Here is a 26131-nt window from a genome sequence, read left to right on the forward strand (position 1 = left end):
CGGCCGGCCGCGGCGCGGCGGTCACGGGCGACATGCGGGACAGGGGGAAACGACGGGGAGCCCGGTCCGTACAGCCTTGGGCGGCTGTACGGACCGGGCTCCCGGCGCGTGGCGGGCGTGTGCTCAGTACCAGTCCCGCAGGGCCGACAGGAAGCCCTCGAAGTCCTCGTTGTGCACCACGTGCCCGGTGCCGGGCACCGTCCGCACCTCGAATCCGTCCGCCCTCAGTTCCTCCGCGCGCTGCGGGGGGATGTTGTGGCTGGGGTCGGCGAGCACGATCAGGGACGGCTCGGCCGGCTTGCCGGGCGTGTGGCCGGCGAAGCCCTCGAAGGAGGCGAGCGTGGCCGGGTCCCACCGGTCCAGCGCGGTGAGCTTGTGTTCCTGGGCCTCGGCCGCCCAGTGGGGCAGCGCCTGCCGTATCTGCTCCAGGTCCCAGTCCTTCTGGGCCCGCAGTGCCTGCGCCATGGCCCCGCCGTCCGGGGGCGCCGCCGCCCACGCGGGATCGACGTACACCGCCCGGTCCGGCCGCAGGCGCGGCACGGCGAGGGCCAGCAGCAGCCCGCCGAGCGAGTGCCCGAGGGCGAGCGCCGGCCGGGCCGGTACGGCTTCGACCAGGGCGTCGGCCATGGTCCGGAGGGTGTAGGCGTCCCACCGCGGGCTGCGGCCGTGGCCGGGAAGGTCGACGGCCAGGACGTGGTAGCCGTGGTTCGCCAGCTCGGGCCCGGTGCGCCACCAACTGCCCGAGTCGGCGGTGATCCCGTGCACCAGCACGGCCACCCGGTCACCGCTGCCCCACCGCTCGACGTGCACCTGCGACATCGCAGTCTTCTCCTCACTGTGCCGCCCCGGCACTCGGTCACCGGCCCGGGGCGTGGTTGGTGGATGGTCCGGCTAGAGCACGACGGAGACCCGGTACTCGCGCAGCCAGTGGTCGAGTTGGATGACGCGCGGCAGCCAGGGCGGGGGTGTGAACGTGCCGCTGAACCAGGCGTCGCTGTCCAGCATGGCCCGTACGGACCCGACGTCGACGAGTCCGAGCGCCGGGGACGACGGGTCGTCGACGATGTCCCGTACCGTGCGGCGGATCGCCTCCAGGTAGGCGGGGCTCTGGCCGAACGGGAAGCCGCTCTTGGGCCGGTTCACCACGGCCGGCGGCAGCAGGTCGGCGACCGCCGCGCGCAGCAGGCCCTTCTCCTGCCCGCCCGTTCGCCGGTAGGCCCACGGCACGTTCCACAGGTACTCCACCAGCCGGTGGTCGCAGAACGGCAGCCGTACCTCCAGGCCGTTGGCGCGGCTCATCCGGTCCTTGCGGTCGAGCAGGAAGGGCAGGAACCGGGTGAGCTGGAGGTGGGACACCTCGCGCAGCCTGCGGTCGGCGCCGCTCTCGCCGTCGAGGTGCGGGACCTCGGCCAGCGCGTCCGCGTAGGTGTCGGCCACGTAGGCGTCCAGGTCGAGCACGGCGCGCAGTTCCGGCGAGAGCTGGGCGTTGCGGTTGCTCACACCGGCCGACCAGGGGAAGTTGTGCGTGGGTTGCCCGGACTCGGCCAGGAACCACGGGTACCCGCCGAAGAGATCGTCGGCACCCTCGCCGGACAGGGCCACCGCGGCCTGCTTGCGGACCTGCCGGAAGAGCAGCAGCAACGACGCGTCGAGGTCGCCGACGCCCGGCATGTCCCGGGCGCGCAGGGTGGTGTCCAGTTCCTCCAGAAGCGAGGGCGCGGCGACGACGACCTCGCTGTGCCGGGTCCCCACGTGGTCGGCCACCAGCCGGACGAAGGGCGCGTCCCGGCTCAGGTGCAGGGCGTCCGCCCGGAAGTCCTCCTCCGCGCCGGCGAAGTCGAGGGAGTACGTCGCCAGTTCGCGGCCCTCGTCCGCCAGTGTGCGCGCGGCCAGGCCGACGATCGCGCTGGAGTCGATCCCGCCGGACAGCAGGGCGACGAGCGGCACGTCGGAGACGAGCTGCTCGCCGACCGCCCGGCCCAGCAGCCGGCGGACCTGCTGGACCGTGGTGGGCAGGTCGTCGGTGTGCGGTGCCGTGCGCACCTGCCAGTACCGGTGTTCGTGGGCGCCGGTCCCGTCGACGCGCACCAGGTGCCCGGGGCGTACCTCGCGCAGATTGCGGTAGACGCCGGCGCCCGGGGGCTTGATGGCCACGGTGAAGAGCGCGGCGAGGCCCTCGGCGTCCACCTCGGCGGGGAAGAGCGGATGGGCCAGGACGGCCTTGGGCTCGGAGCCGAAGAGTGTCCCGCCGTCGCACCGGGTCCAGTACAGCGGCTTGATCCCGAGCCGGTCCCGCACGAGCAGCAGCGTGTCGCGGCGGGCGTCCCACACGGCGAAGGCGTACATGCCGGCGAGCCGGTCGAGTGCCGCTTCGCCGTGCTCCAGGTAGGCCGCCAGCACCAGCTCGGCGTCCGAACCGGTCTGCGGCAGGCGGCCTCCGTGCCGCAGGTGCTCCCGCAGCTCGCCGCGGTTGTGGATCTCGCCGTCGAACGCCACCACGACGTCGCCGGACCTGCTCACGGCCGACCCGGCGACGTCGGACCAGCGCGGTGCGCCGTCGGGGCCGGTGACGTGTCCGCAGCGTCCCAGCACCACGTGTGCCGAGGCCCATGTCGCGGTGGCGTCCTGACCGGCGCAGGCCATCGACGAGGCCATGGACGCCACCGTTCGGGTCTCGTCGGCCATCGGCCGGGCCCGGTCGATCCATCCGGTGATGCCACACATCAGGCGGCTCCCCCGTCCCGGCGGGCGTCGGCGGCGCCCTCCTCCACTCGGCGCAGGGACTCGGCCACCAGCGCGTCGACCGGCTCCGGCAGACGGCCCCAGTTGGCCTCGTCGTTCAGGTCCAGGACGCGGGCGAGCTTCCAGCCGAGGTACTGGCCGAGCGAGGCCAGGGGAGGCAGGGTCTCGACCGCCCGGACGGTGACCGTCAGGCCCGTGAACAGGGGTCCCAGGCGCCGGGCGAGTCCCTCGCACCAGGCCGTGTCCGGCTCGCCGTCGGTCGCCACCAGCAGCACCACCGAACGGTCGCGCACCACGAGCATGTAGTTGAAGACGGTGTGGTCGGGCAGCGGTGCCGACCACAGGGCCGCCTCGAGGTCGTTCTGCCGGATGCCGTTGCCGGCGAGCGTCACGACGTCCTGCTCCCGGCCGAGGGTGCGCAGCACCGGGGTGCGCACGCCGCACGGGCACGGGTCGGCGACGATCTCGACGCGGTCACCGGTCCGGTAGCGCAGCAGGGGCCGGGAGAGCAGGTCGAGGGTGGTGACCACGAGTTCGCCCCGGTCCGGCGAGCCGTCCACCGGCCGGATCCCGGAGTCGTCGGCGAGTTCCAGGAGATAGCTCTGCGTCTGCAGGTGCAGACCGCGCTCGGCGCAGGTCACCGCGGTCGTGCCGGTTTCGGACGAGCCGTAGGAGGACACGTACGCGGTGCCGCCGGTGAGGCGTTCCAGATGCCGTACGAAGCTCGGTCCGGTCTGCTCGGCCATCAGCAGCAGACGCTCGAACTTCGGCGTCGCCAGGCCGTGCCGGTGGGCGAACTGGATCATCTCCAGCAGGCGCGACGGCGGCCCCACGAAGACGTTGGCGGCCAGGGAGCCGACCAGCCGCAGCACCCTGCGGTAGTCGCCGGTGATGTTGTCCACCCACGGACGCAGGGACATCACCCCGAGGTACTCCAGCACCTTCTCGAACTGGTAGGCGGCCGGGGCGAACGGGGCGTTGATCAGGATGAGCGCGACGTCCCCGGGCCGCAGCACCTGCGCCCACAGCGTGCCGATGTTGATCGTGTTGATCAGCAGGTCGTCGACGGCCTTGGGCGCGGCCACCGGATCGCCGGTGGTACCGGAGGACTCGTAGTAGTGCAGGAACTCCGGGAGCGGCCGGGTGAACGCCTCGTTGCCGTGCCGGGCGAGTTCGCTCTTGGCGAGCAACGGCAGCTTGGGGAAGACCTCCTCCAGCGCCGTCCGCGGGTCCGGCGGCTGCCCGCCCCACAGGGCCGTGCGCAGCTCCTCGTCGTAGGTGTGGCGGTACAGCGCGCTGCGGGAGGCCGCCGCCAGTGTGGCCGTGAGCTTGGCGGCGTGCACCGCCGGCAGCTCCGCCTCCCCTTCGTGCGTCTGCCGGACCAGCCGGGTGTGCCGTTCCGCGAGGCGGCCGAGGGCCGCGCCGCGCTCTTCGTCACGCAGCAACAACATCTGCCAGCGTCCCTCCCGCCGTGAAGGCGGAGTCGTCGAGACCGGCCGCGCGTCGCAGCGCGCCGGATCCGATCAGGTGGATGACCGCGCTGATGTCGCGGTCGAGCCTGCGGTCGCGGTCCACGAACGCGGAGTGCTCGCGGATCAGCGCATGGACCGCCCGGATCGCGGGGGACGACTGCTCGACCCCGCGCAGCTCGATCGCCTGGGCGAGGGCGAGCAGGTGGATCGCGGCGGTCTCCCGGACCAGGCCGTTGATGGTCCGGGCGTCACGGGCCGCGATGGTGCCCATGCTCACCTTGTCCTGGTTGTGGGCCTCGGTGGACCGGGAGAACACCGAGGCGGGGTTGGCCTGTTTGAGGGCTTCGGCGGTGACGGCCGACGCGGCGATCTGCATGCCCTTGAAGCCGTGGTGCAGGCCGGCCTGCGGATCGTCCGGGTCGCGGGCGACGACGAGGTTGGGAGGCAGGCCGTTGTTGAACTTCTCGTCCACGACGAGGGCCAGCTGGCGGTCGAGGAGGTCGGCGAGTCCGGCCACGGCCGTCTTCAGGGAGTCCATGGCCTGGCCGACATGGCCCGCGTAGAAGTTGCCCCCGAGGTGGAGTCCGCCCTCCCGGGCGTCGAAGAGCGGGTTGTCGCTCGAGGAGTTGATCTCGACGCCGAGCCAGCGCTCCGCCCACTCCAGGGTGTCGTGCACGACTCCGATGATGTGCGGGGCGCACCGCACCGAGTACTTCTCCTGGACCGGCTCGTCGAGCTGGACGTATCCGCGGCCGGTCAGCCGCTCACGGCGCAGCAGTATCTCCTCGAAGGAGGTCGCGAGCCGCGAGCCGGTGAGCAGCGCGCGGACGGACGCGGCGCTCGTGACCTGGCCGGGATGCGGTTTGTTCTCGTGCACGAAGGCGTGCATCGCCGAGGCGTTGCCGCGCAGGGCCTCCAGTGTCATCGCGGTGGTCAGCTCCGCCACGAAGGCGAGTTCCCGGGCGTCCCAGGCGGCCAGCACCGCGTAGGCGGCGGTGAAGGACGTGCCGTTGATGAGCCCGATGCCCTCCTTGGGCTCCAGCAGCAGGGGCTCCAGTCCCTCGGCCAGCAGCGCGTCCAGCGCGGGCCGGACCCGGCCCCGGTGGCTCACCTCGCCCTCGCCGATGAGCGCGGCGGCCAGGTAGCACAGCGGGACCAGGTCGCCGCTGGCGCCGAGCGATCCGCGCTCGGGGATCAGCGGCAGGATGTCGCGTTCCAGACACTGCAGCAGCCGGTCCACGACCTCGGGGCGGACGGCGGAGGGGCCACGGGAGAGCGCGTTGGCCCGGATCAGCATCGTCGCCCTGGCGACCGCCGGTTCCGCGGCCGGGCCGACGCCGTTGAGGTGGTACAGGATCAGGTTGCGCTGGAGGTCACGCGCCTTGTCCGGCGAGACCTGCCGGGTGCAGCTGTCACCGAAACCGGTGGTGACGCCGTAGATCGGGATCTCCTCGGCCATCAGGGACAGCTTCAGGTCCACGGACGCGCGCATGCGTTCCCGGGCCTGTGCGGAGAGCGTGACCCGTACCGGCGGATCGCCACCGCGGGCGGCCCGGGCCACATGTCGGGGTGAGAGTGAGGCGCCGTCGAGCGCGAGCCCCTGGGCGGTAGGTGTGAAGGGTATGCCTGACACCTCGTTACCTTTCCGGCCGGACGGGTGGTGGTGGTCAGCCTCCCCGACCTCGTGGCGCCCGGTCTTCGGTCCTACGGCCTGTTGCGCACCTGTCCGTCGGGCGGGCCCGGCGCGCCCGGCGGCGGCATAGGATCCTTCGCCGTCGGCCGGCCGCCCTGCCGCGCCCGGAGAGGAAGAAGAGGCGATGGACGCCCCACCACCGACCGAGTCCGCCCGGCGGGCGGCGCATACCGGCACGGCTCTGCACCACCTGACCGAGGGGCCGGGTGACGCGCCGCTGCTGGTCCTCGGACCGTCCCTCGGCACGTCCGCCGCCGTGTGGGAGCCCCATCTGCGGGAGCTTGCCGCGGACTTCCGGCTGCTGCGCTTCGATCTGCCGGGGCACGGCGGGTCGGGCCCGGGCGTGCTGCGCGATCCGTCACCGGGCGGCACGACGATGGACGATCTGGCGCGGCTGGTCCTGGACCTCGCCGACCGGTACGGCCGGCGGCGCTTCCACTACGCGGGCATCTCGCTCGGCGGTGCGATCGGGACGGCACTCGCGGCCCTGCACCCGGAGCGGGTCGCCTCGCTCGCCCTGGTGGGCAGTTCGGCCACCTTCGGCGACCCGGGCCGGTGGCACGCCAGGGCCGCCGAGGTCCGCGCACGGGGCACCGGGCACCTCCTCGCGGACTCTCCCGGGCGCTGGTTCGCCGACGCGGGGGCCGCCGCCACCCCGCGCGGCGCCGCCCTGCTGGGAGACCTCGCCGGCGCCGACCCGACGGGGTACGCGGCCTGCTGCGACGCCGTCGCGAGCTGCGACCTCGTCCTCGACCTGCCGCGCGTCACGGCGCCCACGCTGGTCGTCACCGGAGCCCGTGACGTGGCGACCCCGGCGAGCCATGCCGAGGAGCTGGCGGCCGGGATCCCGGGGGCCCGGCTGGTGACGGTCGGCTCCGGGCACCTGACCGGTTCACCCGCCGAGGCACGGGAGCTGACCGCGGTCCTGCGGGACCACCTGACGGCCGCCCTCTGAACCGGCGGACGGGGCCGCGTGGATCAGGGCGCGGGCGGTCCCGGGCGGGGCGTCGGAGCCCGGGGCCGGGGGATCAGGACGCGGACTTCACCGCGCTCCGGTCCGGCCGGGCAGGGCGGTCCCGCCAGGCCGGGAGCAGCGCGAGCACGATCAGCGCGCTCGTGCACACGAAGCCCCACGGGTAGCCGGTCTGCTGGACGAGCAGGCCGAAGCAGACCGCGCCGACGCCCATGCCCGCGTCGTAGGCGATGTTCCACAGTGCGCTCACCGTGCCGTAGCCCGACGCGGGCACCCGCGCGTACATCAGGGTCAGCGTGGCGTTCTGGGTGACGCCGAAGCCGATGCCGAACAGGGCCACGCCGGTGACGACGGCGACGGCGCTGTGCGTGTACGCCGTGACGAGCATGCCCGCCGCCGACAGGGCGAGACCGGGTACGACCAGCCGGGACGAACCCGTGCGGTCGCCCATGCGGCCGGCCACCCAGCGGGCCACGGAGGCCCCCGCGGGCTGCACGAACAGGGCCACGGCCACCAGTTCCGCGGACGCCGAGGGAACGGCGAGCGGCAGGAAGGTGACCACGATCCCGGCGGCCACCGCGGTGACCGCGAACAGGACGGCGGGCCGGAGAAGGGCCGGATTGCGCACGCCGTCGAGGATGCCGATGCGCGGACCGGCCATGGTCTCCCTCTCCGGCAGACCCGGTATCGACAGGATCGCGGCCAGCGCGCACACACCGGCGGCCACGCCCACCGTCGTGTACCCCACCTCGGAGGCCAGCCAGACGCCCAGGGGCAGCCCCAGCAGCGAGGGCACGCCGGAGACGATGCCGACCACGGCCAGCCCCTCCCCGCGCCGCTCGGCGGGGATCAGTGACGCGGTCAGCGCCCCGCCCGCGACGACCGTCAGCGCGAAGCCCACACCGCGCAGCAGGCAGACCACCGTGATCCAGCCGATGCCGGAGAACGCCGTCAGCGCCAGCGCCGGCGCGCCGAGCAGCAGCAGCCCTGTCCCCAGGGTCAGCCGGTACCCGAAGCGTGCCACGAACCGCGGCGCCGCGAGTTCACCGAGGACCGTGGCCAGCATCAGGGCGCCGGTGGTGGCTCCGGCGCCGTTGCCGCCCGCCCCCGATTCCTTCGCGTACAGGGGAACGACCGACAGCAGGAGGTAGAAGCTCGCCGACGCGCCGATCACGCTGACGAAGCGGAGCATCAGCGGGCGTGTCACCAGCGGCGGCCGGGCCTGCGGCGGTGCCGTGGGCGGTGACGGGTTCGGTGCGTCGGTGGTGGTCATGGCAGGAACGTAGGCGTCAGGAAGCTCACCGGTAAGCTCCAATTCCATGTCACCTGAGTGGGCCAATGTGTCGCCGGACCTGCCCGTCGTCCTCGACCGCGCGAGTGACGAACCCCTGCGCTCCCAGTTGGAACGCCAGGTGCGCGAGGCGATCCGCACCCGCCGGCTGCGGGTCGGCGAGCGGCTTCCGCCGTCCCGTGAACTGGCCGGCACACTGGGGTTGTCGAGGGGGCTGGTGCAGGAGGCCTACGCCCAGCTGCGCGCCGAGGGCTATCTGACGGCGCGCGTGGGCTCAGGCACCCGCGTGGCCGCCGGAGCCTGTCCCCCGGCCGCGCCGCCGCCACCGCCGGCCGGGACGCCGCCGCGCCTGCCGGCCGACTTCCGCTGGGGCGTACCGGACCTGAGTGCGTTTCCCCTCGCCGACTGGCTGTGGGCCGTGCGGGAGGCGGGCCGTCGGATGCCCGTGGCGGACCTGGACTACGGCGACCCCCGCGGCAGCGCGGTGCTCCGTGAGGTCGTCGCGGGCTACGCACGCCGGTTGCGTGCCGCCGCTGCCGACCCCGAGCACACCGTGATCTGCTCGGGGTACGCCCAGGGCCTGTCGCTGGCCCTGCAGGCCCTCGCACGGGGCGGTGTGCGGTCCGTCGCCTACGAGGACCCCGGCTCGCCCGCCTCCGTCCGCGCGGCCGCCGCGGCGGCGGGGCTGGAGACGGTGCCGGTGCCCGTGGACGAACGCGGCATCGACGTAGGGGCGTTGGCCGCCACCGGGGCGCGGGCCGTCGTCGTCACCCCGGCACACCAGTGGCCGACCGGCGTGGTGCTCGGTCCCGAGCGGCGGCTGGCCCTGATCGAGTGGGCGGCCGGCCACGACGCGTTCGTCATCGAGGACGACTACGACGCCGAGTTCCGCTACGACCGTGAACCGGTCGGGGCTCTGCAGGGGCTCGCGGCGGACCGGGTCGTCTCCATCAGCACCGTCAGCAAGTCCCTGGCACCGGCCCTGCGCATCGGCTGGCTGCTGTGCCCGCCGGCGCTCACCGAGACCCTCGTGTCGGTCAAGCACGTCAGCGACCGCGGCTCACCCGTCCTCGACCAGCTCGCCCTCGCCAGGATGATCGAGTCCGGCCGGTTCGACCGGCATCTGCGCCGCATGCGGACGACGTACTCGGCACGGCGCACAGCGCTGGTCACGGCGCTTCGGGAACACGCCCCGGGCGTGGCCGTGACGGGCCTCGCCGCGGGCTTCCATGCCGTCGCCCACCTGGGAGAGGGCGCCGACGAGCGGACGGTGACCGCCGCCGCCCGGGCCCGTTCGGTCGGCCTGTACGGCATGAGCGCCTGCCGTACGTCGCAGTCGCCCGCACCGGCCCAACTCGTCCTCGGCTTCGGCAATGTCGGGGAACGTGCCATCAGCGCCGGCATCGCCGCGGTCGGCGACCTGCTGACGGGCGGCTGAGCGGCCGGGGCGGGGCCGGACCCGGGGCAGGGCCGAGAGGCGTACCCGGGGCCGAGGTCCGCGGTGCCGCGTCGGGTCCTTCGGCGATCCGGCCGGCCGCGGGTGAGGGCCCCCGCCGGCCGGGCCGGCCGGCGGGGGCCCTCACCCGAGAGGTTTGCGCACCGTCTACTTCCCGCACACGGGGGCGAGGGCGTCGGGCAGTTGTGGCCGCCCGGTCGCGAGCGCCGCCACCATCGCGCGTGCCTTCACCATCGTCTCGTCGAACTCCTCCACCGGGTCGGACAGCGCCACGACGGCGCCGCCCACGCCGTAGCTGACGGCGCCGGCCGTGGCCACGATGGTGCGGTTGACGACACTGAGATCGCAGCCGCCGCCGAGCGAGAACCAGCCGACCGCACCCGAGTACACGCCGCGGGGGCCCTGTTCGAGCCGGTCGATGATCTCCATGGTCCGCAGCTTGGGCGCGCCGGTCATGGAGCCGGCGGGGAAGGCCGCCCGCACGCAGTCCACCGCCGACAGCCCGTCGCGCAGGGTGCCGCGGACGGTGGAGACGAGATGGTGCACCTGCGGGAAGCTCTCCACCCCGCACAGCACGGGCACGTGGACCGAGCCGGGCCGGCAGACGACGTTCAGGTCGTTGCGGACCAGGTCCACGATCATCAGGTTCTCGGCCCGGTCCTTCTCGCTGCCCGCCAGACCGTCCCGCAGCCGCGCGTCCTCCGCCTCGGTGGTCCCCCGCGGACGCGTCCCCTTGATCGGCCCCGAGGTGACGGAGCCGTCGGGATCGACGGTCACGAATCTCTCCGGCGAGGCGCTGAGCACGGCCACGCCCGGGAAGTCGAGCAGCGCCCCGTAGGGCACCGGACTGATGCGCCGCAGCGTGGAGTAGGTGTGCAGCGGATCGACGTCGGTCTCGGCGACCGCCATGTTCGACAGGCAGATCTCGTAGGACTCGCCGTGACGCAGCTCCTCCAGGCACTCCCCGATCATCCTGAGGTAGGCGCCCTTGGCGTGGCGCAGCTCCACGTCCACGGCGGACCGGGCCGCCTGCGGTGTGCCGTCGTCCTCGCCGGGCGCGTACGGCAGGGCGCGCAGCCGTTCGGCGGCCGTGCCGAACCACTCGTCCACCTCCGCGTCGGCCTCGTGACGGCTGAGCCTGAGCAGGTGACAGGTCTGCTCGGCGTGGTCGACGACCAGCGCCCGGTCGGCGAAGACCAGGGCGGCGTCGGGGGTCTCGGCGGTGTGCGTGGTGCGCATGCCGAGGTCGGCCTTGAGTTCGTAGCCGAGGTAGCCGACATAGCCGAGCCGGAAGCCGAAGGGCAGGCCGGTACCGGTGTCGATGTGCCGGGCACGCAGCTCGGCGTCGAGGTACTCGAAGAACGTACTGCGCACCCGCCGCGTGGGCCGGCCGGTGCGCTCCACCTCGACGAGCCGGTCCGCGGCCCGGTAGGTGACGTACTCGCCGAGCGGCCCGGAGCCGTCACCCATCACGGAGAAGCGCGCACCCTGCCGGGCGCCGCCGCCGCTGTCCAGCCAGAAGCCGTGCGGGGCGTCGGCGAAGAGCGCGGTGTAGGCGGCCTCCGTATCGGGCGCCCAGGGCAGGCTGCGGACGTGCAGGTGGTACGGCAGGTCACGGTCCGTCGCCGGGCCCGCCGCCCGGGGGCGTCCGTGGCTGCGGTTCCAGCTGTGCGAGAGGTCGCGGAAGTTGGCCAGCAGTTCCCGGCCGTACTCCGTGCTGATGGACTCCGGGTGGAACTGCACGCCCCACAGCGGCCGGGTGCGGTGGCGGACGCCCATGAGCACGCCGTCCTCGGACCAGGCCAGTTCCTCCAGCTCCTCGGGCGTCGAGGTGACGGCCAGGGAGTGGTAGCGCACCACGGAGAAGGGTGACGGCAGGCCCGCGAAGAGGTCACGGCCGGTGTGGGCGACCTGGGAGAGGCGGCCGTGGCGGGGCTCCGGTGCCTGCCGCACCTCGGCGCCCAGGAGATGGCAGATGCCCTGGTGGCCCAGACACACCCCGAGGAGCGGAAGGTCCCACTCCAGGACCGCCTGGGCGCAGATGCCGAAGTCCTGGTGCCGGTCCGGCCGGCCCGGCCCGGGCGAGATCACGACGTTGTCGAAGTCCCGCAGGTCCAGGACCGACCAGTCGGCGTCGTTGCGGACGACCACCGGCTCCTGTCCGTTCACCTCCGTCAGGAGCTGATGGAGGTTGTAGGTGAAGGAGTCGTAGTTGTCGATGAGGAGCGTGCGGGTCGCCACTGCCTGTTCCCCCGTGCTCATCGTGCCCGCAGCACGGAGGCGTGTTCGGCGACCGCGCCGAAGACGGTCAGGGCGTCGTGCAGCGCGCCGACGTCATGGGTGCGGATGAAGTCCGCCCCGTCCAGGGCCGCGTGCATCTCGGCGGCCAGGGTCGCCGGCCCGCTCTGGGCGATCCCACGTCCGGTCACCGACCGCAGGAACGACTTGCGTGACGCGGAGATCATGACGGGCAGCGCGAACTGCTCCTTGAGCAGCCGGACTCCGCTCAGCACGGCGAACGACGTCTCCGGGTTGCTGCCCAGGAAGTAGCCGAGCCCCGGATCGACGACCAGCCGGTCGCGGGCGACACCAGCGGCCTGCAGGGCGGCCAGGCGCTCGGTGAAGAACTCCAGGATGCCGTCCCAGACTTCGGCCGGGTCCGTCGGTACCCGGGTGGCGGGTCCCAGTCGCTGCACCGAGTGCATGACGACCAGCCCGCAGCGCGCCGCCGCCAGTGCCTCGTACGCCTCCGGGTGGGGGAAGCCCTGGATGTCGTTCAGGTAGGAGACCCCGCGGGTGAGGGCGAAGCGCTGTGTCTCGGGGAGGAACGAGTCGACCGAGGTCGGTATGTTCTCGGCGGCCAGCCGGTCCAGTACGGGGGCCAGGCGTCCGCACTCCTCCTGCGCCGGGACGCGTGCGGAGTCCGGGTTGCTGGCCGCGGGACCGAGCTCGACGATGTCGGCCCCCTGCGTCCGCAGGTGCAGCGCCTGCCGGACGGCCGCCTCGGCGTCCAGGTAGCGGCCGCCGTCGGAGAACGAGTCCTCCGTGATGTTGACGATGCCGACGAGCAGCGGTCCACGGCGGTCGCCGGCCCGCAAGGGCTCACCGAGGGCCAAGGGGGCCATGAGATCCTCCATCCTCCAAAAGCGGTTCAGCACCGCAAGATTACGCACAGAACGAGTCCACGGCGAAAGGTTCTTCGGTCTTTCGCGCGATCATTCGGCAGTATCTTCCGAGATGCGGAGTTTGCCGATCACCAGGTGGCCGGTCAGCCGATCACCAGGTGGCCGGTCGGCCGGTGACCGGGTCGTCGGTCTGCCGATCACCGGCCGCTCGGATCAGAAGGTCACCGGCACCGCGTCGGGCCGCAGGGTGATGTGGCCGCCCCGCCACCGGACCGCGTCCGGCTCCACCGCGAGTGCGAGGCCGGGCAGCCGCCGGGCCAGCGTGCCCAGGGCGACCTGGACCTCCATGCGCCCCACGCCGGCCGCCGGGCAGTGGTGGGGGCCGTAGCCGAACACCAGGTGGCGATTGTCGGTGCGGGTGATGTCGAAACGGTCCGGGTCGGCGAACCGCCGCTCGTCACGGGACGACGCGTGCATCAGCGGGATGACGCCCTCGCCCTTGCCGATCCGGGTTCCGCCCAGTTCCAGGTCCTCGACCGCGATGCGCAGCAGACCCGCGTCCGAGGGCGGTGCGTAACGGAAGACCTCCTCGGTGGCCGACGGGGTCAGTTCGTCGGGCCGGGCCGTGAGCAGCTCCCACTGCTCGCGGTGGCGCAGCAGCTGGAAGACGCCCCGGCCCAGGGTGTTGACCGTGGTGTCGTGCCCCGCCAGCAGCAGTTCCGCGCCCAGCCAGGTCAACTCCCCCTCGGTGAGGCGGTCGTTGTCGTCCCGGGCCTGCACCAGCGTGCTGAGCAGGTCGTCGCGGGGCTCCTCGCGCCTCGCGGCCACCAGTCCCCCGACGTAGCCGGTGAACGCCTCCCGGGCGGCCAGCCGGCGCTCGTTCGAGGTGACGCTCATGAGCGTCTCCGTCCAGTCCTTGATCCGCTCCCGGTCGGCCACCGGCGCCCCGACGATCTCGCAGACCACCCAGATCGGCAGCAGGGCGCAGAACTCGGCGTACAGATCGACCGGTTGCGGCAGCCCCAGGAGCCGGTCGACGAGCTCGTCGGCGATCTCCTGGACCCGCGGCCGGATCTCGGCCGCCCGCCGCGGCGAGAACGCCTGGCCGATCAGCCTGCGCAGCCGGGCGTGGTCGGGGCCCTCCAGGTTGAAGAGACTGAACGGGTTGTCACCGAAGTCCGGGCCGTTCACGACCCGCACCGCGCCCGGTTCCCGGAGCGCGGCTCTGGACAGGCGGCCGTCGGAGAGGGCGGCCATCACCTCGTCGTAACCCGTCACCGCCCAGGCCTCGTCCCCGCTGGGCAGCCGTACCCGGCTGACCGGGCACCGGGCCCGCAGGCCGCCCAGCTCCGCGGGCGGCTCGCCCGTCGGACCCGGGGCGAACGGGAAGCTCTGAGGGGAAGTATCCGCACTGGTCACGATGGTGATTCCTCCTCGACGGCGACGGGTGCGCATCACGTGCAGTCTGACGGCGTGCCGGTGCGCCGTCTTCGGATCCAGGTCCAGCTCACGGCCGCGCCGACCCGACCGGGAGTACAGGTACCGGCCCCGCCACCGGTCGGAAGACGGGGCGCGGCGGGAGGCCGCAGACTCCTCGGCGACGGTGCACAAGGACCGGGGCACGGCTCACCGGACCGCCCTTCGCCACCGCACAGGTACCGAACTGACCGGGGGAAACGTGTCGGGAAGACTCGCGAGTGACATTCTCGCCGTGGCAGCGCTGCGCCCCGGCGCGGTGGCCCTGGCGGGCGCGGCCGCCGAGGGTGCGGACGTCACCTACGGCGAACTCGCGGCGCTGACGGAACACACCGCGGCCACGCTCGACTCCATGTTCGCCGCGGACCGCCCGCTGGCCCTGGCCGCGGCGGCCAAGACACCCGCCTCGATCGCCCTGATCCTGGCCTGCCTGGCGACCGGCCGCCCGCTGCTGGTGATCTCCGCGGACCTCGGCGAGGCCACCGCGTCCACCCTGCTGCGGCGCGCCGGGGCCCAGGCACTGGCCACGGTGACCGGTGACCGGACGGTGTGGACGCGGCTGCCGGCCGCGGCGGAGGCCCCCGCGGCCGTGCCGGGGGACACCGCCCTGATCCTCACCACCTCCGGATCGACCGGGGTGCCCAAACTCGTCCCGCTGACGGCGGCGGCGCTCGACGCCTTCACCGCGTGGGCGGGCTCGTGCTTCGGCCTGGACGGCGACAGCCGGGTGCTCAACCACGCGCCGCTCAACTTCGACCTGTGCCTGCTGGACGTCTGGGCCACCCTGCGGCACGGCGGCCGTGTGCTCCCGGTCGACCCCGCGCGTGCCGCCGACGGCGGGTATCTGGCGCGCCTCGTGCGAGAGGGACGTCCGCACGTCGTGCAGGGGGTGCCACTGCTGTTCCGGCTGCTCGCCGAGGCGGGCGAGGACACCTGCTCCGACGACGTCCGGCACGTTCTGCTCACCGGCGACCACCTGGCCCGGGCGGTGCGCCGGCAACTGCCGCGGCTCTTCCCGCGCGCACGGCTGCACAACGTCTACGGCTGCACCGAGACCAACGACAGCATGCTCCACTCCTTCGCCCCCGCCGAGGAGGCGGAAGCGGAGGTGCTGCCCCTGGGAGAGCCGGTCCCGGGCACCCTGATCGCGGTGCTGGACGGCGACCGGGACGTCACCGGCCCGGGCAGCGGCGAACTGATCGTGTCGACGCCGTTCCAGACACCGGGCTACCTCGCCGAGCCCGCGGGGTCCGAGCGGTTCCTGCGACGCGACGGCCGCACCTGGTACCGGACCGGCGACCTCGTCGAGCGCGGAGCCGACGGCCGGCTCCGGCTCGTGGGCCGCACCGACTTCCAGGTCAAGGTGCGCGGCGTCCGCGTGAACGTGGAGGAGGTCGAGCGGGTGCTCGCCGGCTGTCCCGGAGTCGGCGAGTCGGCCGTCGTCGCCCTCCCCGATCCGGAGGCGGGCGTGGTCCTGCACGCCTTCGTACGTCCCAGCAGCGACGAGGTGACCGGCCTGAAGCTGCGCACCCTCTGCGCCGCCCGGCTCAACCGGGTGGCGATCCCCAGCCGCTTCCATCTGATCGCCGGTCCGCTGCCCGTGGGGCCGACCGGAAAGGTGGACCGTCGCCGTCTCCAGGAGCATGTGACATGAGTCTGAACCGTGAGATCACCCAGCACATCGTGGACGAGTACCTGCCCGGCACTCCTCCCGAGGAGCTGGAGGACTCCTACGACCTGCTGCGCAACGGAGTGGTGTCCAGCCTGCAACTGCTCAGGCTCATCACCTGGCTCGGCAACCGCTACGACATCCCCTTCGGGGACCTGGACGTCACCCCGGACGACTTCCGTTCGGTGGCGGCGATCGTCGCGCTGATCGAGCGGCACCGCCAGTCCGCCGCCGCGTCATCCCTTCCGGCCAACTGATTCGAGAGCAACGGGGAAAGCACGTGTTCGTACGTGAGAAGAACGACGTCCAGCCGGTCGAGTGGGGCAACGGCCTCAGCTACCGCATGGTGGTGGAGAACGACCGGATGGGCTTCACCGTCTGCCACACCATCGTGAAGGCGGGCACCAAGTCGATGCTGGAGTACCGGCGTCACCTGGAGGCCTGCTACTGCATCGCCGGCTCCGGCCGGGTGGAGGCCGCCGACGGCAGTGTCGGGCACGACATCCGGCCCGGCGCGCTGTACGCGCTCGACCGGCACGACGCCCACTACCTGATCGCCGACCCCGAGGGCGACCTGGAGCTGATCAGCGTCTTCAACCCGCCACTGCGAGGGGACGAGCGGCACGACCTCGACTCCGACGGCTTCTCCCACTACTGAGGAGACGGCGATGCCCTGGAACGACGAGCAACAAGAACTGCGCCGCGCGATCCGTGAGGTGTCCGGATCCGTCGGCACCGGACACATCGAGCGCGACAGCACCGGTACGTTCGACACGGACGGCTGGCAACGACTCGCCGGCGTAGGCCTGTTCGGGCTGCCGTTCACCACCGAGTGGGGCGGTCTGGGCAAGGACCTGGTCACCACGGTCGCCGTCCTGGAGGAACTCGGGTACGGCTGCCACGACGCGGGACTGAGCTTCTCCGCCACCACCCACCTCGTGAGCACCGGCGTCCCGCTGCAGAGGTTCGGCTCGGCCGCGCTCAAGTCCCGTTACATGCCCGGGATCTGTGCCGGCACCACGATCGGCGCGCATGCCATCACCGAGCCCGGCGGCGGGTCGGACATGACGAGCATGCGGACGAGCGCCGTCGTGGACGGCGACGACTTCGTACTCAACGGCAGCAAGGCGTTCGTCAGCAACGGGCCCATCGCCGACGTGATCGTGGTCTACGCACGCACCGGCGAACCCGGTGACATCGGCGGCCTCTCGGCGTTCCTGGTGCGCCGGGACAGCCCCGGCCTGTCGGTCGGACAGCCGGTCGGGAAGCTGGGCCTGCGGACGTCACCGCTGGCCGAGGTGTTCCTGGACGACGTCCGGGTGCCCCGCGACCACGTGATCGGCGGAGTCGGCGCGGGCTTCCTGGTGTTCGACCACGTGATGCAGTGGGAGATCCTCTGCGGGTTCGCCGTCACGACGGGCGAGATGCGCAGGCGCCTGGAGCGGTGCGTCCGGTACGCCCGCAGCCGACGGCAGTTCGGCACCCACATCGGCTCCCACCAGGCCGTCTCCCACAAGCTCGTGGACCTGCACATCGACGTGGAGACCGCCCGCAAGTGGGTCCACGACACCGCACTGAAGGCACAGTCCCGCGAGGACGTGGCCGCCGACATCGCCACCACCAAGCTGATCGTCAGCGAGGGGAACGTGCGATCGGCACTGGCGGCGGTCCAGATCTTCGGCGGCTACGGCTACACGACCGAGTACGGCCTGGAGAAGGAACTGCGGGACGCCGTGGGCGGCACGATCTACTCCGGAACGTCGGAGATCCAGCGCGAGCGACTCGCCGTCCTCATGGGGCTCGACCGTCCCCTCACCCGGAACTAGGAAGGGGCAGACATGGCAGAGACCCTGGACGCGCCGCTGGCGCCGACGGAATTCCTGGACCACACGTCACCCGTGGTCCGCGCATTCGTCGAACAGGTGCTTCCCGCAGGGGACGTACCCGAGGGCGAGGGCGTCGACGACGACGCCGAACGCGCCCGGCGCAACGCGGTCGCGCTGTACTACGCCGTCCGTGACACCATCCCGTACGAGGTGTACGGCGCCGACCTGACCCGTACCGGTCTGAGCGCGAGCGGTGTGCTCGACCGCGGCTACGGCTTCTGCGTCCACAAGTCCATCCTCTACGCGGCCGCCGTGCGGTCGGTGGGCGTCCCCAGCCGGCTCTACTACGGGGACGTGCGCAACCACCTGGCCTCTCCCCGGCTGCGCGAACTGGTCGGCGGGGACGTCTTCCGCTTCCACAGCCTCGCCGTGGTACGGCTCGGCGGCCGCTGGGTCAAGGCCACCCCGGTGTTCAACAAGATGCTCTGCAAGCTGTACGGCATCAAGCCGCTCGAGTTCGACGGGCGCAGCGACAGCCTCTACCACCCCTTCGACGAACAGAACCGGCGGCACATGGAGTTCCTCCACGTCCACGGCGAGTTCGACGACGTGCCCTACGACCTCGTGTACGAGGGGATCAGGACCGCCCATCCCAGGCTGTTCGCCGGCTCGCACACCACCGCTTCCGGATCCCTGGTCGCCGAGGCGGCCGGTCCGACGCTCTGAAAAGGAATTCCAGCATGGACAGGACGCGGTTCTCGCTCGCCGAGAACGAGGCCCCGACGACGTGGTACAACCTGGCGGCGGACCTGCCGGGGCCCGCGGTGGCGGCGCCGCTCAACCCGCGGACGCATCAGCCGCTGACGCGCGCGGAGATGGCGCACACGATGCCGGAGCCGCTCATCGAGCAGGAGCTGAGCACCGAGCGTGAGATCGAGATCCCGGAGGCGGTCCGGGAGCTGTACGCGCTGTGGCGGCCCGCACCGCTCTTCCGCGCCCGCCGGCTGGAGCGCGAACTGGGCACTCCGGCCCGCATCTACTACAAGTACGAGGGCGGAGCCCCGACCGGCAGCCACAAGCCGAACACCGCCATTCCGCAGGCCTACTACAACAAGCTCGCCGGAAAGACCGGGCTGGTCACCGAGACCGGTGCCGGGCAGTGGGGCAGCGCCACCGCGCTGGCCGCCTCGTTCTTCGGGATGACCGCCAAGGTCTACATGGTCAAGGTGAGCTTCGAGCAGAAGCCGTACCGCCGGGCCCTGATGGAGACCTACGGCGGCGAGTGTGTGGCCAGCCCCAGCACGGAGACCGAGGTCGGCCGGAAGATCCTGGCCGACGACCCCGACTGCCCGGGCAGCCTGGGCATCGCCACCTCGGAGGCGCTGGAGGCCTTCGCCCAGGATCCCTCCCTCGGTTACGTCCTCGGCAGCGCGGCCAATCACGTCCTGCTGCACCAGACGGTCATCGGCCAGGAGGCCATCCGGCAGATGGAGCTGGCCGAGGACTACCCCGACATCGTCGTGGGCTGCTCCGGCGGCGGCAGCAACCTGGCCGGCCTGTCGTTCCCGTTCCTCGGCGAGCAGCTGCGCGGCGGCCGCAAGGTGCGGGTCATCGCCGTGGAGCCGGCCGCCTGCCCGACCCTCACCCAGGGCACCATCGCCTACGACTACGCGGACACCGGCCGGCTGGGCCCGCTGTTCCGGATGCACACGCTGGGACACGGGTTCGTGCCCCCGGCCGTGCACGCGGGCGGACTGCGCGCCCACGGCATCGGCCCGCTGGTCAGCCGATGCGTGGAGGACGGCCTGATGGAGGCGACGGCGGTGCCGCAGACCGCGTGCTTCGAGGCCGGCGTGCAGTTCGCCCGCAGCGAGGGCATCGTCCCGGCCCCCGAGTCCACGCACGCCGTCCGGGTGGCGATCGACGAGGCGCTGCGCTGCCGCGAGGAGGGCACCGCCAAGACGATCCTGTTCGGCCTCTCCGGCCACGGTCACTTCGACCTCGCCGCCTACGAGCGCTACTTCGCCGGCACGCTGGCCGACGACCGTCCGGACGAGGCGCTGCTGGCCGACGCGGCCGACGGCATTCCGCGGCTGGACCTGGGATGATCCCTTCCCGCACGGTCGCCGTCGTCGACGCCGACGGCATCGGCGCCCACCTTCCCGGCGCGCTGGCCCGGCAGGGTCTGGGCAGTGTCGTCGTACGCTCCGACACCCCGGACGGCGTCTTCTCCGACGGCGCGGGAGGGGGCGGGGCGGACCTCGTGCACACGGGTGACGTGACGGCCACCGCGGAGGCGCTGCGCGAGCACGGCGTCGACTTCGTCGTCGCGGGCACCGAGTCCGGCGTGCTGCTGGCCGACGCCCTCTCCGCCGCGCTCGGGACTCCGGGGAACGGCATGGCCCGGCCTGCCGCCCGCCGCGACAAGTACGCGATGGCGCAGGCCGTGGCCGCCGCGGGCCTGGCCACGGCGGCGTCGCTCGTGACCGGCTCGCTGCCCGAGCTGCGGGACTGGGTGCACGGCAGGGGCGAGTGGCCCGTGGTACTCAAGCCGCGGGCCAGCGCCGGCACGGACCAGGTGCACTTCTGCCACTCCGCCGAGCAGCTGGACGCCGCCTTCGCCGGCATCAGCGCCGCCACCGACCGCTACGGCGGCCGCAACACGACGGTGCTCGCCCAGCAGTACCTGCGCGGCGAGGAGTACTTCGTGAACACCGTCAGCCGTGGCGGTGCCCACCATGTGGTGGAGGTGTGGCGCTACCACAAGTCCCTGATCGCCGGCACCGTCCCGATGTACGACTACGAGGAGCCCGTGCCGCCCGGCGCGCCGGGTGTCCAGCAGGTCACCGAGTACGCGCTGGCCGTGCTGGACGCGCTGGAGATCCACAACGGGGCGGCGCACACCGAGGTCATGCTCACTGCCGGCGGACCGGTACTCGTCGAGTGCGCGGCCCGGCCCGGCGGCGCGCACGCGCCGGAGGTGGTCTCCCGCTGCCTGGGCACCAATCAGATCGACCTGCTCGCCCAGGTGATCGCCCGGCCCGGCGACCTGACGGACGGCACCCTGCCGCGGTACCGGATCGACCGGCCGTTGCGCTATGTGTCGCTGATCAGCGAGGTCGAGGGTGTGATCCCCGACGCCGGGCGGCTCGCCCCGGTACGTGCCCTGCCGTCCTTCACCGAGCTGGTCCTGGCCGCGCCGGAGGGCGCCGCCGTCCACCCCACCGTGGACCTGGGCAGCTCGCCCGGCTACGTCTACCTGAGCGCACCGGACGCCGGCCAGGTCGAGGCCGACTACCGGCGGCTGCGGGAGCTGGAACGCGCCGGCCTGTACGAGGCACCGGTGCCCACCGCGGCCGACGCCCGCTGACCGGCACCCGTTCACCCATTCCGTCCCTTTACCGAGGAGCCTGAAGAGATGTCCGTCGAGACGATGTCCGTCGAGAACCTGGACCGGCTGGCCGAGTACCCCGCCGACTGGAAGCACACCGAGAAGCGCATCCACCCGGGCGAGCACCTCGGCCTGCCGGACGCCTGCCTGAAGTGGTACGACATCCGGGCCGTGGACCAGGAGGCCACCCCCGAGGTCACCGAGGAGGCGCGCGCGTTCCTGCGCACCGAGGCGGCCGAGGGCCGGCTGGAGTTCCGCAAGGAGTTCGGGTTCGTCCTGAACCACCGGTGCGGCGACAAGTACTTCATGATCGTGTGTGTCTGGCGCAACAAGAACGAGATGTGCCAGGCGATCTACGCCCGGGACGAGTCGGGCTACGGCCCCTACCAGGCCGCGCCGGGCACCCTGCGCGCCACGCAGGAGGTCGTCGAGCTCGACGCCACCTCCCACGAGCGCCGGGGCTGGTCCCGCTATCTGCAGTCCTCCCGTGACGCCGCCGCCAAGCAGGCCTACCTGGACGACGCCTGCACGGGGCAGCTCGTCTGAGGGTCTGTTCCTCTTCCGCCATGCCCACAGAAGGAGCGACCGTGACAGATCCCGCACACCGGACGCACCGTAGCGCCGCGGGCTCGGCAGGCAGGCTGGTCATCCTCGGTGTGGCCGCGAGCGACAGCCACGCCGTCGCCAACCACCTCATCGCCCACGGCCTGCGCGCGCACGGCTTCGACGTGGTGAACCTGGGGACGTGTACACCGGTCCAGGAGTTCGCGGCGGCGTGCCGGGAACACCCCGAGGCGGAGGCGGTGCTCATCGGCAGCATGAACGGGCATGCCTACGAAGACCTCAGGGAACTGCCCGCGGCCCGCGCGTCGGGAGCGATCGCGTGCCCGGTGGTCCTCGGTGGCAACCTGTCGGTGGGCAGCACCAAGGACGCGTCCGCGACCGAGCGGCTCCTGTCGCTCGGCGTGGACCGCATCGTCACCGACCCTTCCCTGCTGCCGGCCGTCCTCGACGAACTGCGCGCCGCCGGGGCCGGTTCGGCGGCTCCCGCCCCGCGGCAGGACGGGCTGGGTGCCGCGTGAACGGCGTGCTCCCGCTGGACGCCGCCCTGTCCGGGGGCCCGGCGCTGCCCTCGCTCCGCGAGTCGGCGGCGTACCTCGGGCAGCTCGGCAAACCCACCGCGGAACAGGTGCTGCGGCAGGCGCACGACACCGGCCGGGTCGCGATCCAGCCGCGCTGCGGCGTGGGCGGGCACCGGGAGATGAAGCGGCTGCTGACGGCACTGGAAGCGGAGGCCGGGCCCGACATCCTCACCGTCACGATCGACTCGCACACCCGCCTGCTGCGGTTCGGGCAGGCCCGGCGCGCGCTGCGGGAGAATCCGGCGGACCTCAACGGATACCCGCTGGTGACCCACGGCTGGCGTCGCGGCCGGGACCTCAACGAGGCCGTGTCCGCACCGTTGGAGGTGCGGCACGGCTCGCCCGACGCCCGGCTGCTGTTCGAGGTGGCCGTGGCGTCCGGCATCACCTCGTTCGAGGGCGGCGGCATCTCCTACAACCTGCCCTACTCCAAGGCGGTTCCGCTGGCCGAGTCGCTGGCGGCATGGGAGGCGGTCGACCGGCGCTGCGGTGAGCTGGCGGATCTGGGGGTGGTGATCGACCGGGAACTGTTCGGGACCCTGACCGCCGTGCTGGTCCCGCCGTCCATCAGCCTGGCCGTCAGCGTACTGGAAGCCGTTCTGGCGGTGCGGGCGGGCGTGCGCTGCGTCTCGATCGCCTACCCGCAAGGGGGGCACCTGATCCAGGACGTCGCGGCGCTCCGGGCGATTCCCGAGCTGGCGGCGAGATATCTGGGGCCGGACGTACTGGTGCCCGCGGTCCTCCACGAGTTCATGGGCGTCTTCCCGCGGCTGCGCCGGCACGCGGAGGACCTCATCCTCTACGGTGCGCTCGTGGCCCGCCTGGGCGGAGCGTGGAAGGTGATCACCAAGACCCACCAGGAGGCCGCGGGCATCCCGGACACCCGGGCCAACGTCGAGGGGCTCCGGCTGGCGGACCGCGCCAACTCCCCGTTGCTGGGCTTCGTGACGGTGGACGAGGACCGGGTCGGCGCCGAACGCGACCGTGTCCTGGCCGAGGTCGACGAACTCGTCGCGCCGGTGCTCGGCCGGGGCGGCGACCTGAAGGCGGCCATCGTCGACGCGTTCGCCGAGGGGACGCTGGACATCCCGTTCAGCGCGAGCCGCCACGCCCGCTCGCAGATCATTCCCGGCCGGGACCGGGACGGCGCGATCAGATACCTGTCCGCAGGGTCCCTGCCCTTCTCGCGGCGCACCCTGCGGCTCAACGACGATCTGCTGGGCGGCCGGGGCGGGGAACCCATCGGGCAGATGCTCGACGCCGTCACCGCGGACATCTACTACTTCCCGGACCTGTTCGGGGAGCAACGGCCCTGACCCGGCACCACCCGACCACGGATCACCGGATCCGCAGTGAGAAAGCGATGCATGCCATGACGCCAGCCAAGCGCCTGCTCCTCGTGGGCGGTTCGGCCACCCATCTGTCCAAGGCCCGGGCCAGCGGGGCCGACATCGTCTGGATCCGTATGCCGGACGAGGTCGGGCCGGCCGACGCCGAACGCGGCGTCGAGGTCGTCCGCGCCGATTACGCGGACGAGGAGACGCTGGGCCGTCTGGCGTCGAAGGCACACGCCGAGCGGCCGTTCGACGCCGCGGTGTCGCTCACCGAGCCCGGCCTCGATCCCGCGGCCCGGGTGAACGACCTGCTGGGGCTCACGGGCACCGGTTACGAGGTCGCGCACCGGTTCACCGACAAGTACCTGATGCGCCGCCACCTGGAGGAGACGGCGGCGCCCGGGGTACGGATCGTCGCCTCCGCCCTGGTCGAGGACCACGAAAGCCTGCGCCGGTTCGGTGCCGCGCACGGTTACCCGTTCATCGTGAAGCCGACCTGCGGCACGGCCAGCTTCGGGGTGCTGAAGGTCGACGGGGAGGACCGGACGGAGGCGGCCTGGCAGGAGATCGGCCGGCTGCGCTCCTCCGACCACCCGCTCGTCCACGCCTACGACCTGGGCGAGTTCATCATGGAGGAGTACATCGACGGACCGCTCTGCAGCGCCGAGACCTTCAGCTTCGCCGGTCACCACGTGGTCGTGACGGTCACCGAGGCCATCACCGAGGACAGCAATCACGTGCACGTCGGGCATGCCGTACCGGCCCGGATCAGCCCGGCCGTCGAGGCGGACGTGGTGCGGGTGACGGCGAGCTTCCTGGACGCGATGGGATACCGCGACGGCGCCTCGCACACGGAGTTCAAGCTGACCCCTCGAGGGCCGGTGGTCATCGAGTCCCAGGCCCGGGTCGGCGGGGCGTTGCTCGGGGACCTCATGGAGAGCGTGTACGGGGTGGACCTGCAGGAACTGGCGTTCAGCTGGCCGCTGGGCGAGGCGCAGGCGCTGCGGGAGCGCCCCGAGCCCCGCGGCGGCAGCGCCAGTTGGCTCGTCGTCACGGAACCCGGGAAGGTGCGTGAGATCCGGGGCCTGGAGGCGATACTGGCGAAGCCGGACACCGTGGGCGTCGATCTGTGGGTGGGACCTGGTGATGTGGTCCGGCCCTTCGACGGTCAGTGGGACGGGCTCGGTCATGTGGCGAGCAGCGGCGACGACACCACGGACGCCATCGACCGCTGCCGGCGGTCGATGGCCGAGCTCCAGATCCTCACGGAGTGACTCAGGAGGCCGTGCTCCGCAGAAGGCGGCGGTCCCGCGCGTAGACGATGGCCTGCGTGCGGTTCCGCACGCCGAGCTTGCGGAGCAGGTTGGACACGTGGAACTTGATGGTGCGCTCGCTGAGCACGAGGGTGTCCGCGACTTCCTGGTTGGACATGCCCTTGATGACCAGTTCGAAGATCTCCTGCTCGCGCGTGGTGAGCGTGTCGAGCTGGTCGCGTGCGGGCATCGCCGGCATGCGCACACCGAGGAGGTCGACGAGTCGGCGCGCGAGTGGCGGGGGCACCACGGCGTGCCCCTCGGCGACCGCGCGGACCGCCGTCGCCACCTCGGCCGGCGCGCCGTCGTTGAGCACCACTCCGTCAGCGCCCTCGCAGAGGTACGTCAGCGCGTCGTCCAGCGCACCGGCGTCGGCGAGGATGACCACGCCCATTCGCCGTCCGGTGTCCTCGCGCAGACCGCGCAGCACCTCCGCGGTGTCCCAGGCGGGATCGGCGTCGTCGAGCAGCAGGGTGTGGGGGCGGCGAGCCGCCACCGCGTGGTTCAGCTGGTAGGGAGTGGTCGCCTCGGCGACTATCCGCAGGCCCGGTGCGTCCGCCATGACCGTGCGGAGCGCGACGCGTGTCAGGGCCCGGCTGGCCAGGATCGCGACCTTGACCTCCCCGTGGTGCAGGTGGTCCTCGTCCTCGGTCCGGCTGAATTTGGGCAGCGCTTTATGCGTGAGCATGGAGTCCTGTCCTTGTCCCGTTTTGATCGTGTCTACGGGCTTGAGAATTGATGTGCAGTTCCGGCGCGCGCGCTTTTCTTGTGGAAAGCGGCATAAAGCCGTGAACCCTGACCCGTCAGTAAGAATTCGGAAAGAATTCGCCGATGACTCTCGGCGAGACATGAGGGGGGTTCACGGTCGCCGGCGGCCAGGAGTTCTCCGACTCCCTCGAATGGCGGTCGCCTGCCCGTCGCGGTGCTCCAACTCAACAGCCCCCGTTTCCTTGCGCACCTGACACTCTGCGACCAGCCGGGCTACGTCGACGAAATCGCCCCCGCGATCATTTGAATGTCGAACAAAGCTCGTGACTGGTCATCGTGTCCCGGATCGAAGCTACGTGATCACCTGAGCGATTGTCCAGAAGTTTGCTTGCCAAGCACTGTCAAGTAACGCGACTCACAAGTGATCTGCGGAAACAAGCGCTTGTCCCCGCCGTGACCAGGCCCGATGGCCGCGAACCTGGCTTGGAATGTCCGTACTGCCGCGAGTTCGGTGATGTGC

The 26131-nt window shown here is 72.2% G+C and carries 22 protein-coding genes; 13 read left to right on the plus strand and 9 right to left on the minus strand.

Annotated elements, in window-relative coordinates; translation table 11 throughout:
• Positions 1-123 precede the first annotated feature (123 nt).
• The 4 genes from ACGFT2_RS20825 to hutH form a co-directional block, all read right to left on the minus strand.
• Positions 124-819, minus strand: a complete 696-nt coding sequence (locus ACGFT2_RS20825; RefSeq protein WP_393280251.1) for an alpha/beta fold hydrolase — start codon at positions 817-819, stop codon at positions 124-126.
• 72 nt (positions 820-891) lie between these two features.
• Entirely contained in the window at positions 892-2724 is a 1833-nt protein-coding gene (asnB, locus tag ACGFT2_RS20830; protein ID WP_393280253.1) for an asparagine synthase (glutamine-hydrolyzing), read from the minus strand.
• On the minus strand, positions 2724-4193 hold the full coding sequence (locus ACGFT2_RS20835) for a phenylacetate--CoA ligase family protein (RefSeq protein WP_393280255.1): 1470 nt from the start codon (positions 4191-4193) through the stop codon (positions 2724-2726). The genes asnB and ACGFT2_RS20835 overlap by 1 nt, the downstream gene beginning before the upstream one ends.
• Positions 4177-5847, minus strand: coding sequence for a histidine ammonia-lyase (gene hutH / locus ACGFT2_RS20840; protein WP_393280258.1), 1671 nt, complete (start codon positions 5845-5847; stop codon positions 4177-4179). Before hutH ends, ACGFT2_RS20835 begins: the two co-directional genes overlap by 17 nt.
• Before the next feature lie 184 nt (positions 5848-6031).
• Here hutH and ACGFT2_RS20845 point away from each other — a divergent pair, with 184 nt between their 5' ends.
• Positions 6032-6862 carry an alpha/beta fold hydrolase gene (locus ACGFT2_RS20845; protein WP_393280261.1) on the plus strand — a complete coding sequence of 277 codons (831 nt, stop codon included), beginning with the start codon at positions 6032-6034 and terminating at the stop codon, positions 6860-6862.
• 73 nt (positions 6863-6935) lie between these two features.
• Here the strand turns inward: ACGFT2_RS20845 and ACGFT2_RS20850 are convergent, their stop codons facing one another.
• Positions 6936-8153: an MFS transporter gene (locus ACGFT2_RS20850; RefSeq protein WP_393280263.1), complete on the minus strand. Its 1218-nt coding sequence runs from the start codon at positions 8151-8153 to the stop codon at positions 6936-6938.
• 46 nt (positions 8154-8199) lie between these two features.
• On the opposite strand from ACGFT2_RS20850, the gene ACGFT2_RS20855 reads away from it, so the two are divergent.
• On the plus strand, positions 8200-9609 hold the full coding sequence (locus ACGFT2_RS20855) for a PLP-dependent aminotransferase family protein (protein ID WP_393280265.1): 1410 nt from the start codon (positions 8200-8202) through the stop codon (positions 9607-9609).
• 165 nt (positions 9610-9774) lie between these two features.
• Here ACGFT2_RS20855 and pabB read toward each other — a convergent pair whose 3' ends face one another.
• The 3 genes from pabB to ACGFT2_RS20870 all read right to left on the minus strand — a co-directional run bounded on the left by pabB (position 9775) and on the right by ACGFT2_RS20870 (position 14171).
• Positions 9775-11868 carry an aminodeoxychorismate synthase component I gene (pabB, locus tag ACGFT2_RS20860; protein ID WP_393280267.1) on the minus strand — a complete coding sequence of 698 codons (2094 nt, stop codon included), beginning with the start codon at positions 11866-11868 and terminating at the stop codon, positions 9775-9777.
• Positions 11869-11885: 17 nt separating this feature from the next.
• Positions 11886-12752: a dihydropteroate synthase gene (folP, locus tag ACGFT2_RS20865; protein WP_393280269.1), complete on the minus strand. Its 867-nt coding sequence runs from the start codon at positions 12750-12752 to the stop codon at positions 11886-11888.
• Positions 12753-12965: 213 nt separating this feature from the next.
• Positions 12966-14171 (minus strand): cytochrome P450, encoded by a 1206-nt coding sequence (locus ACGFT2_RS20870; protein ID WP_393280272.1) that lies wholly within the window; start codon positions 14169-14171, stop codon positions 12966-12968.
• 292 nt (positions 14172-14463) lie between these two features.
• On the opposite strand from ACGFT2_RS20870, the gene ACGFT2_RS20875 reads away from it, so the two are divergent.
• Genes ACGFT2_RS20875 through ACGFT2_RS20925 form a run of 11 tightly spaced genes read left to right on the plus strand, consistent with a single transcriptional unit; the run spans position 14464 to position 24864 of the window.
• A complete protein-coding gene (locus ACGFT2_RS20875; RefSeq protein ID WP_393280275.1) occupies positions 14464-15882 on the plus strand; it encodes an AMP-binding protein in 1419 nt (472 codons plus the stop codon).
• Positions 15879-16154 (plus strand): acyl carrier protein, encoded by a 276-nt coding sequence (locus ACGFT2_RS20880; protein WP_393280277.1) that lies wholly within the window; start codon positions 15879-15881, stop codon positions 16152-16154. The genes ACGFT2_RS20875 and ACGFT2_RS20880 overlap by 4 nt, the downstream gene beginning before the upstream one ends.
• A gap of 23 nt (positions 16155-16177) precedes the next feature.
• Positions 16178-16555 (plus strand): ectoine synthase, encoded by a 378-nt coding sequence (locus ACGFT2_RS20885; RefSeq protein ID WP_393280279.1) that lies wholly within the window; start codon positions 16178-16180, stop codon positions 16553-16555.
• 10 nt (positions 16556-16565) lie between these two features.
• On the plus strand, positions 16566-17723 hold the full coding sequence (locus tag ACGFT2_RS20890) for an acyl-CoA dehydrogenase family protein (protein WP_393280282.1): 1158 nt from the start codon (positions 16566-16568) through the stop codon (positions 17721-17723).
• Between the two features lie 12 nt (positions 17724-17735).
• A complete protein-coding gene (locus ACGFT2_RS20895; protein WP_393280284.1) occupies positions 17736-18449 on the plus strand; it encodes a transglutaminase family protein in 714 nt (237 codons plus the stop codon).
• A 14-nt stretch (positions 18450-18463) separates the two neighbouring features.
• Positions 18464-19831, plus strand: a complete 1368-nt coding sequence (locus tag ACGFT2_RS20900) for a TrpB-like pyridoxal phosphate-dependent enzyme (protein ID WP_393280287.1) — start codon at positions 18464-18466, stop codon at positions 19829-19831.
• On the plus strand, positions 19828-21093 hold the full coding sequence (locus ACGFT2_RS20905) for an ATP-grasp domain-containing protein (RefSeq protein ID WP_393280289.1): 1266 nt from the start codon (positions 19828-19830) through the stop codon (positions 21091-21093). Before ACGFT2_RS20900 ends, ACGFT2_RS20905 begins: the two co-directional genes overlap by 4 nt.
• Positions 21094-21141: 48 nt before the next feature.
• A complete protein-coding gene (locus ACGFT2_RS20910) occupies positions 21142-21660 on the plus strand; it encodes a hypothetical protein (protein ID WP_393280292.1) in 519 nt (172 codons plus the stop codon).
• Between the two features lie 41 nt (positions 21661-21701).
• The gene (locus tag ACGFT2_RS20915) at positions 21702-22196 is read left to right on the plus strand and encodes a cobalamin-dependent protein (protein ID WP_393280294.1); all 495 of its coding nucleotides are present in this window, start codon (positions 21702-21704) and stop codon (positions 22194-22196) included.
• On the plus strand, positions 22193-23572 hold the full coding sequence (locus ACGFT2_RS20920; RefSeq protein ID WP_393280297.1) for a methylaspartate mutase: 1380 nt from the start codon (positions 22193-22195) through the stop codon (positions 23570-23572). Before ACGFT2_RS20915 ends, ACGFT2_RS20920 begins: the two co-directional genes overlap by 4 nt.
• Positions 23573-23628: 56 nt before the next feature.
• The gene (locus tag ACGFT2_RS20925; RefSeq protein WP_393280299.1) at positions 23629-24864 is read left to right on the plus strand and encodes an ATP-grasp domain-containing protein; all 1236 of its coding nucleotides are present in this window, start codon (positions 23629-23631) and stop codon (positions 24862-24864) included.
• A gap of 1 nt (position 24865) precedes the next feature.
• Here the strand turns inward: ACGFT2_RS20925 and ACGFT2_RS20930 are convergent, their stop codons facing one another.
• A complete protein-coding gene (locus tag ACGFT2_RS20930) occupies positions 24866-25591 on the minus strand; it encodes a LuxR C-terminal-related transcriptional regulator (protein ID WP_393280302.1) in 726 nt (241 codons plus the stop codon).
• Between the last annotated feature and the right edge of the window lie 540 nt (positions 25592-26131).

The organism is Streptomyces sp. NPDC048514 (assembly GCF_043199955.1).
Lineage (GTDB): Bacteria > Actinomycetota > Actinomycetes > Streptomycetales > Streptomycetaceae > Streptomyces.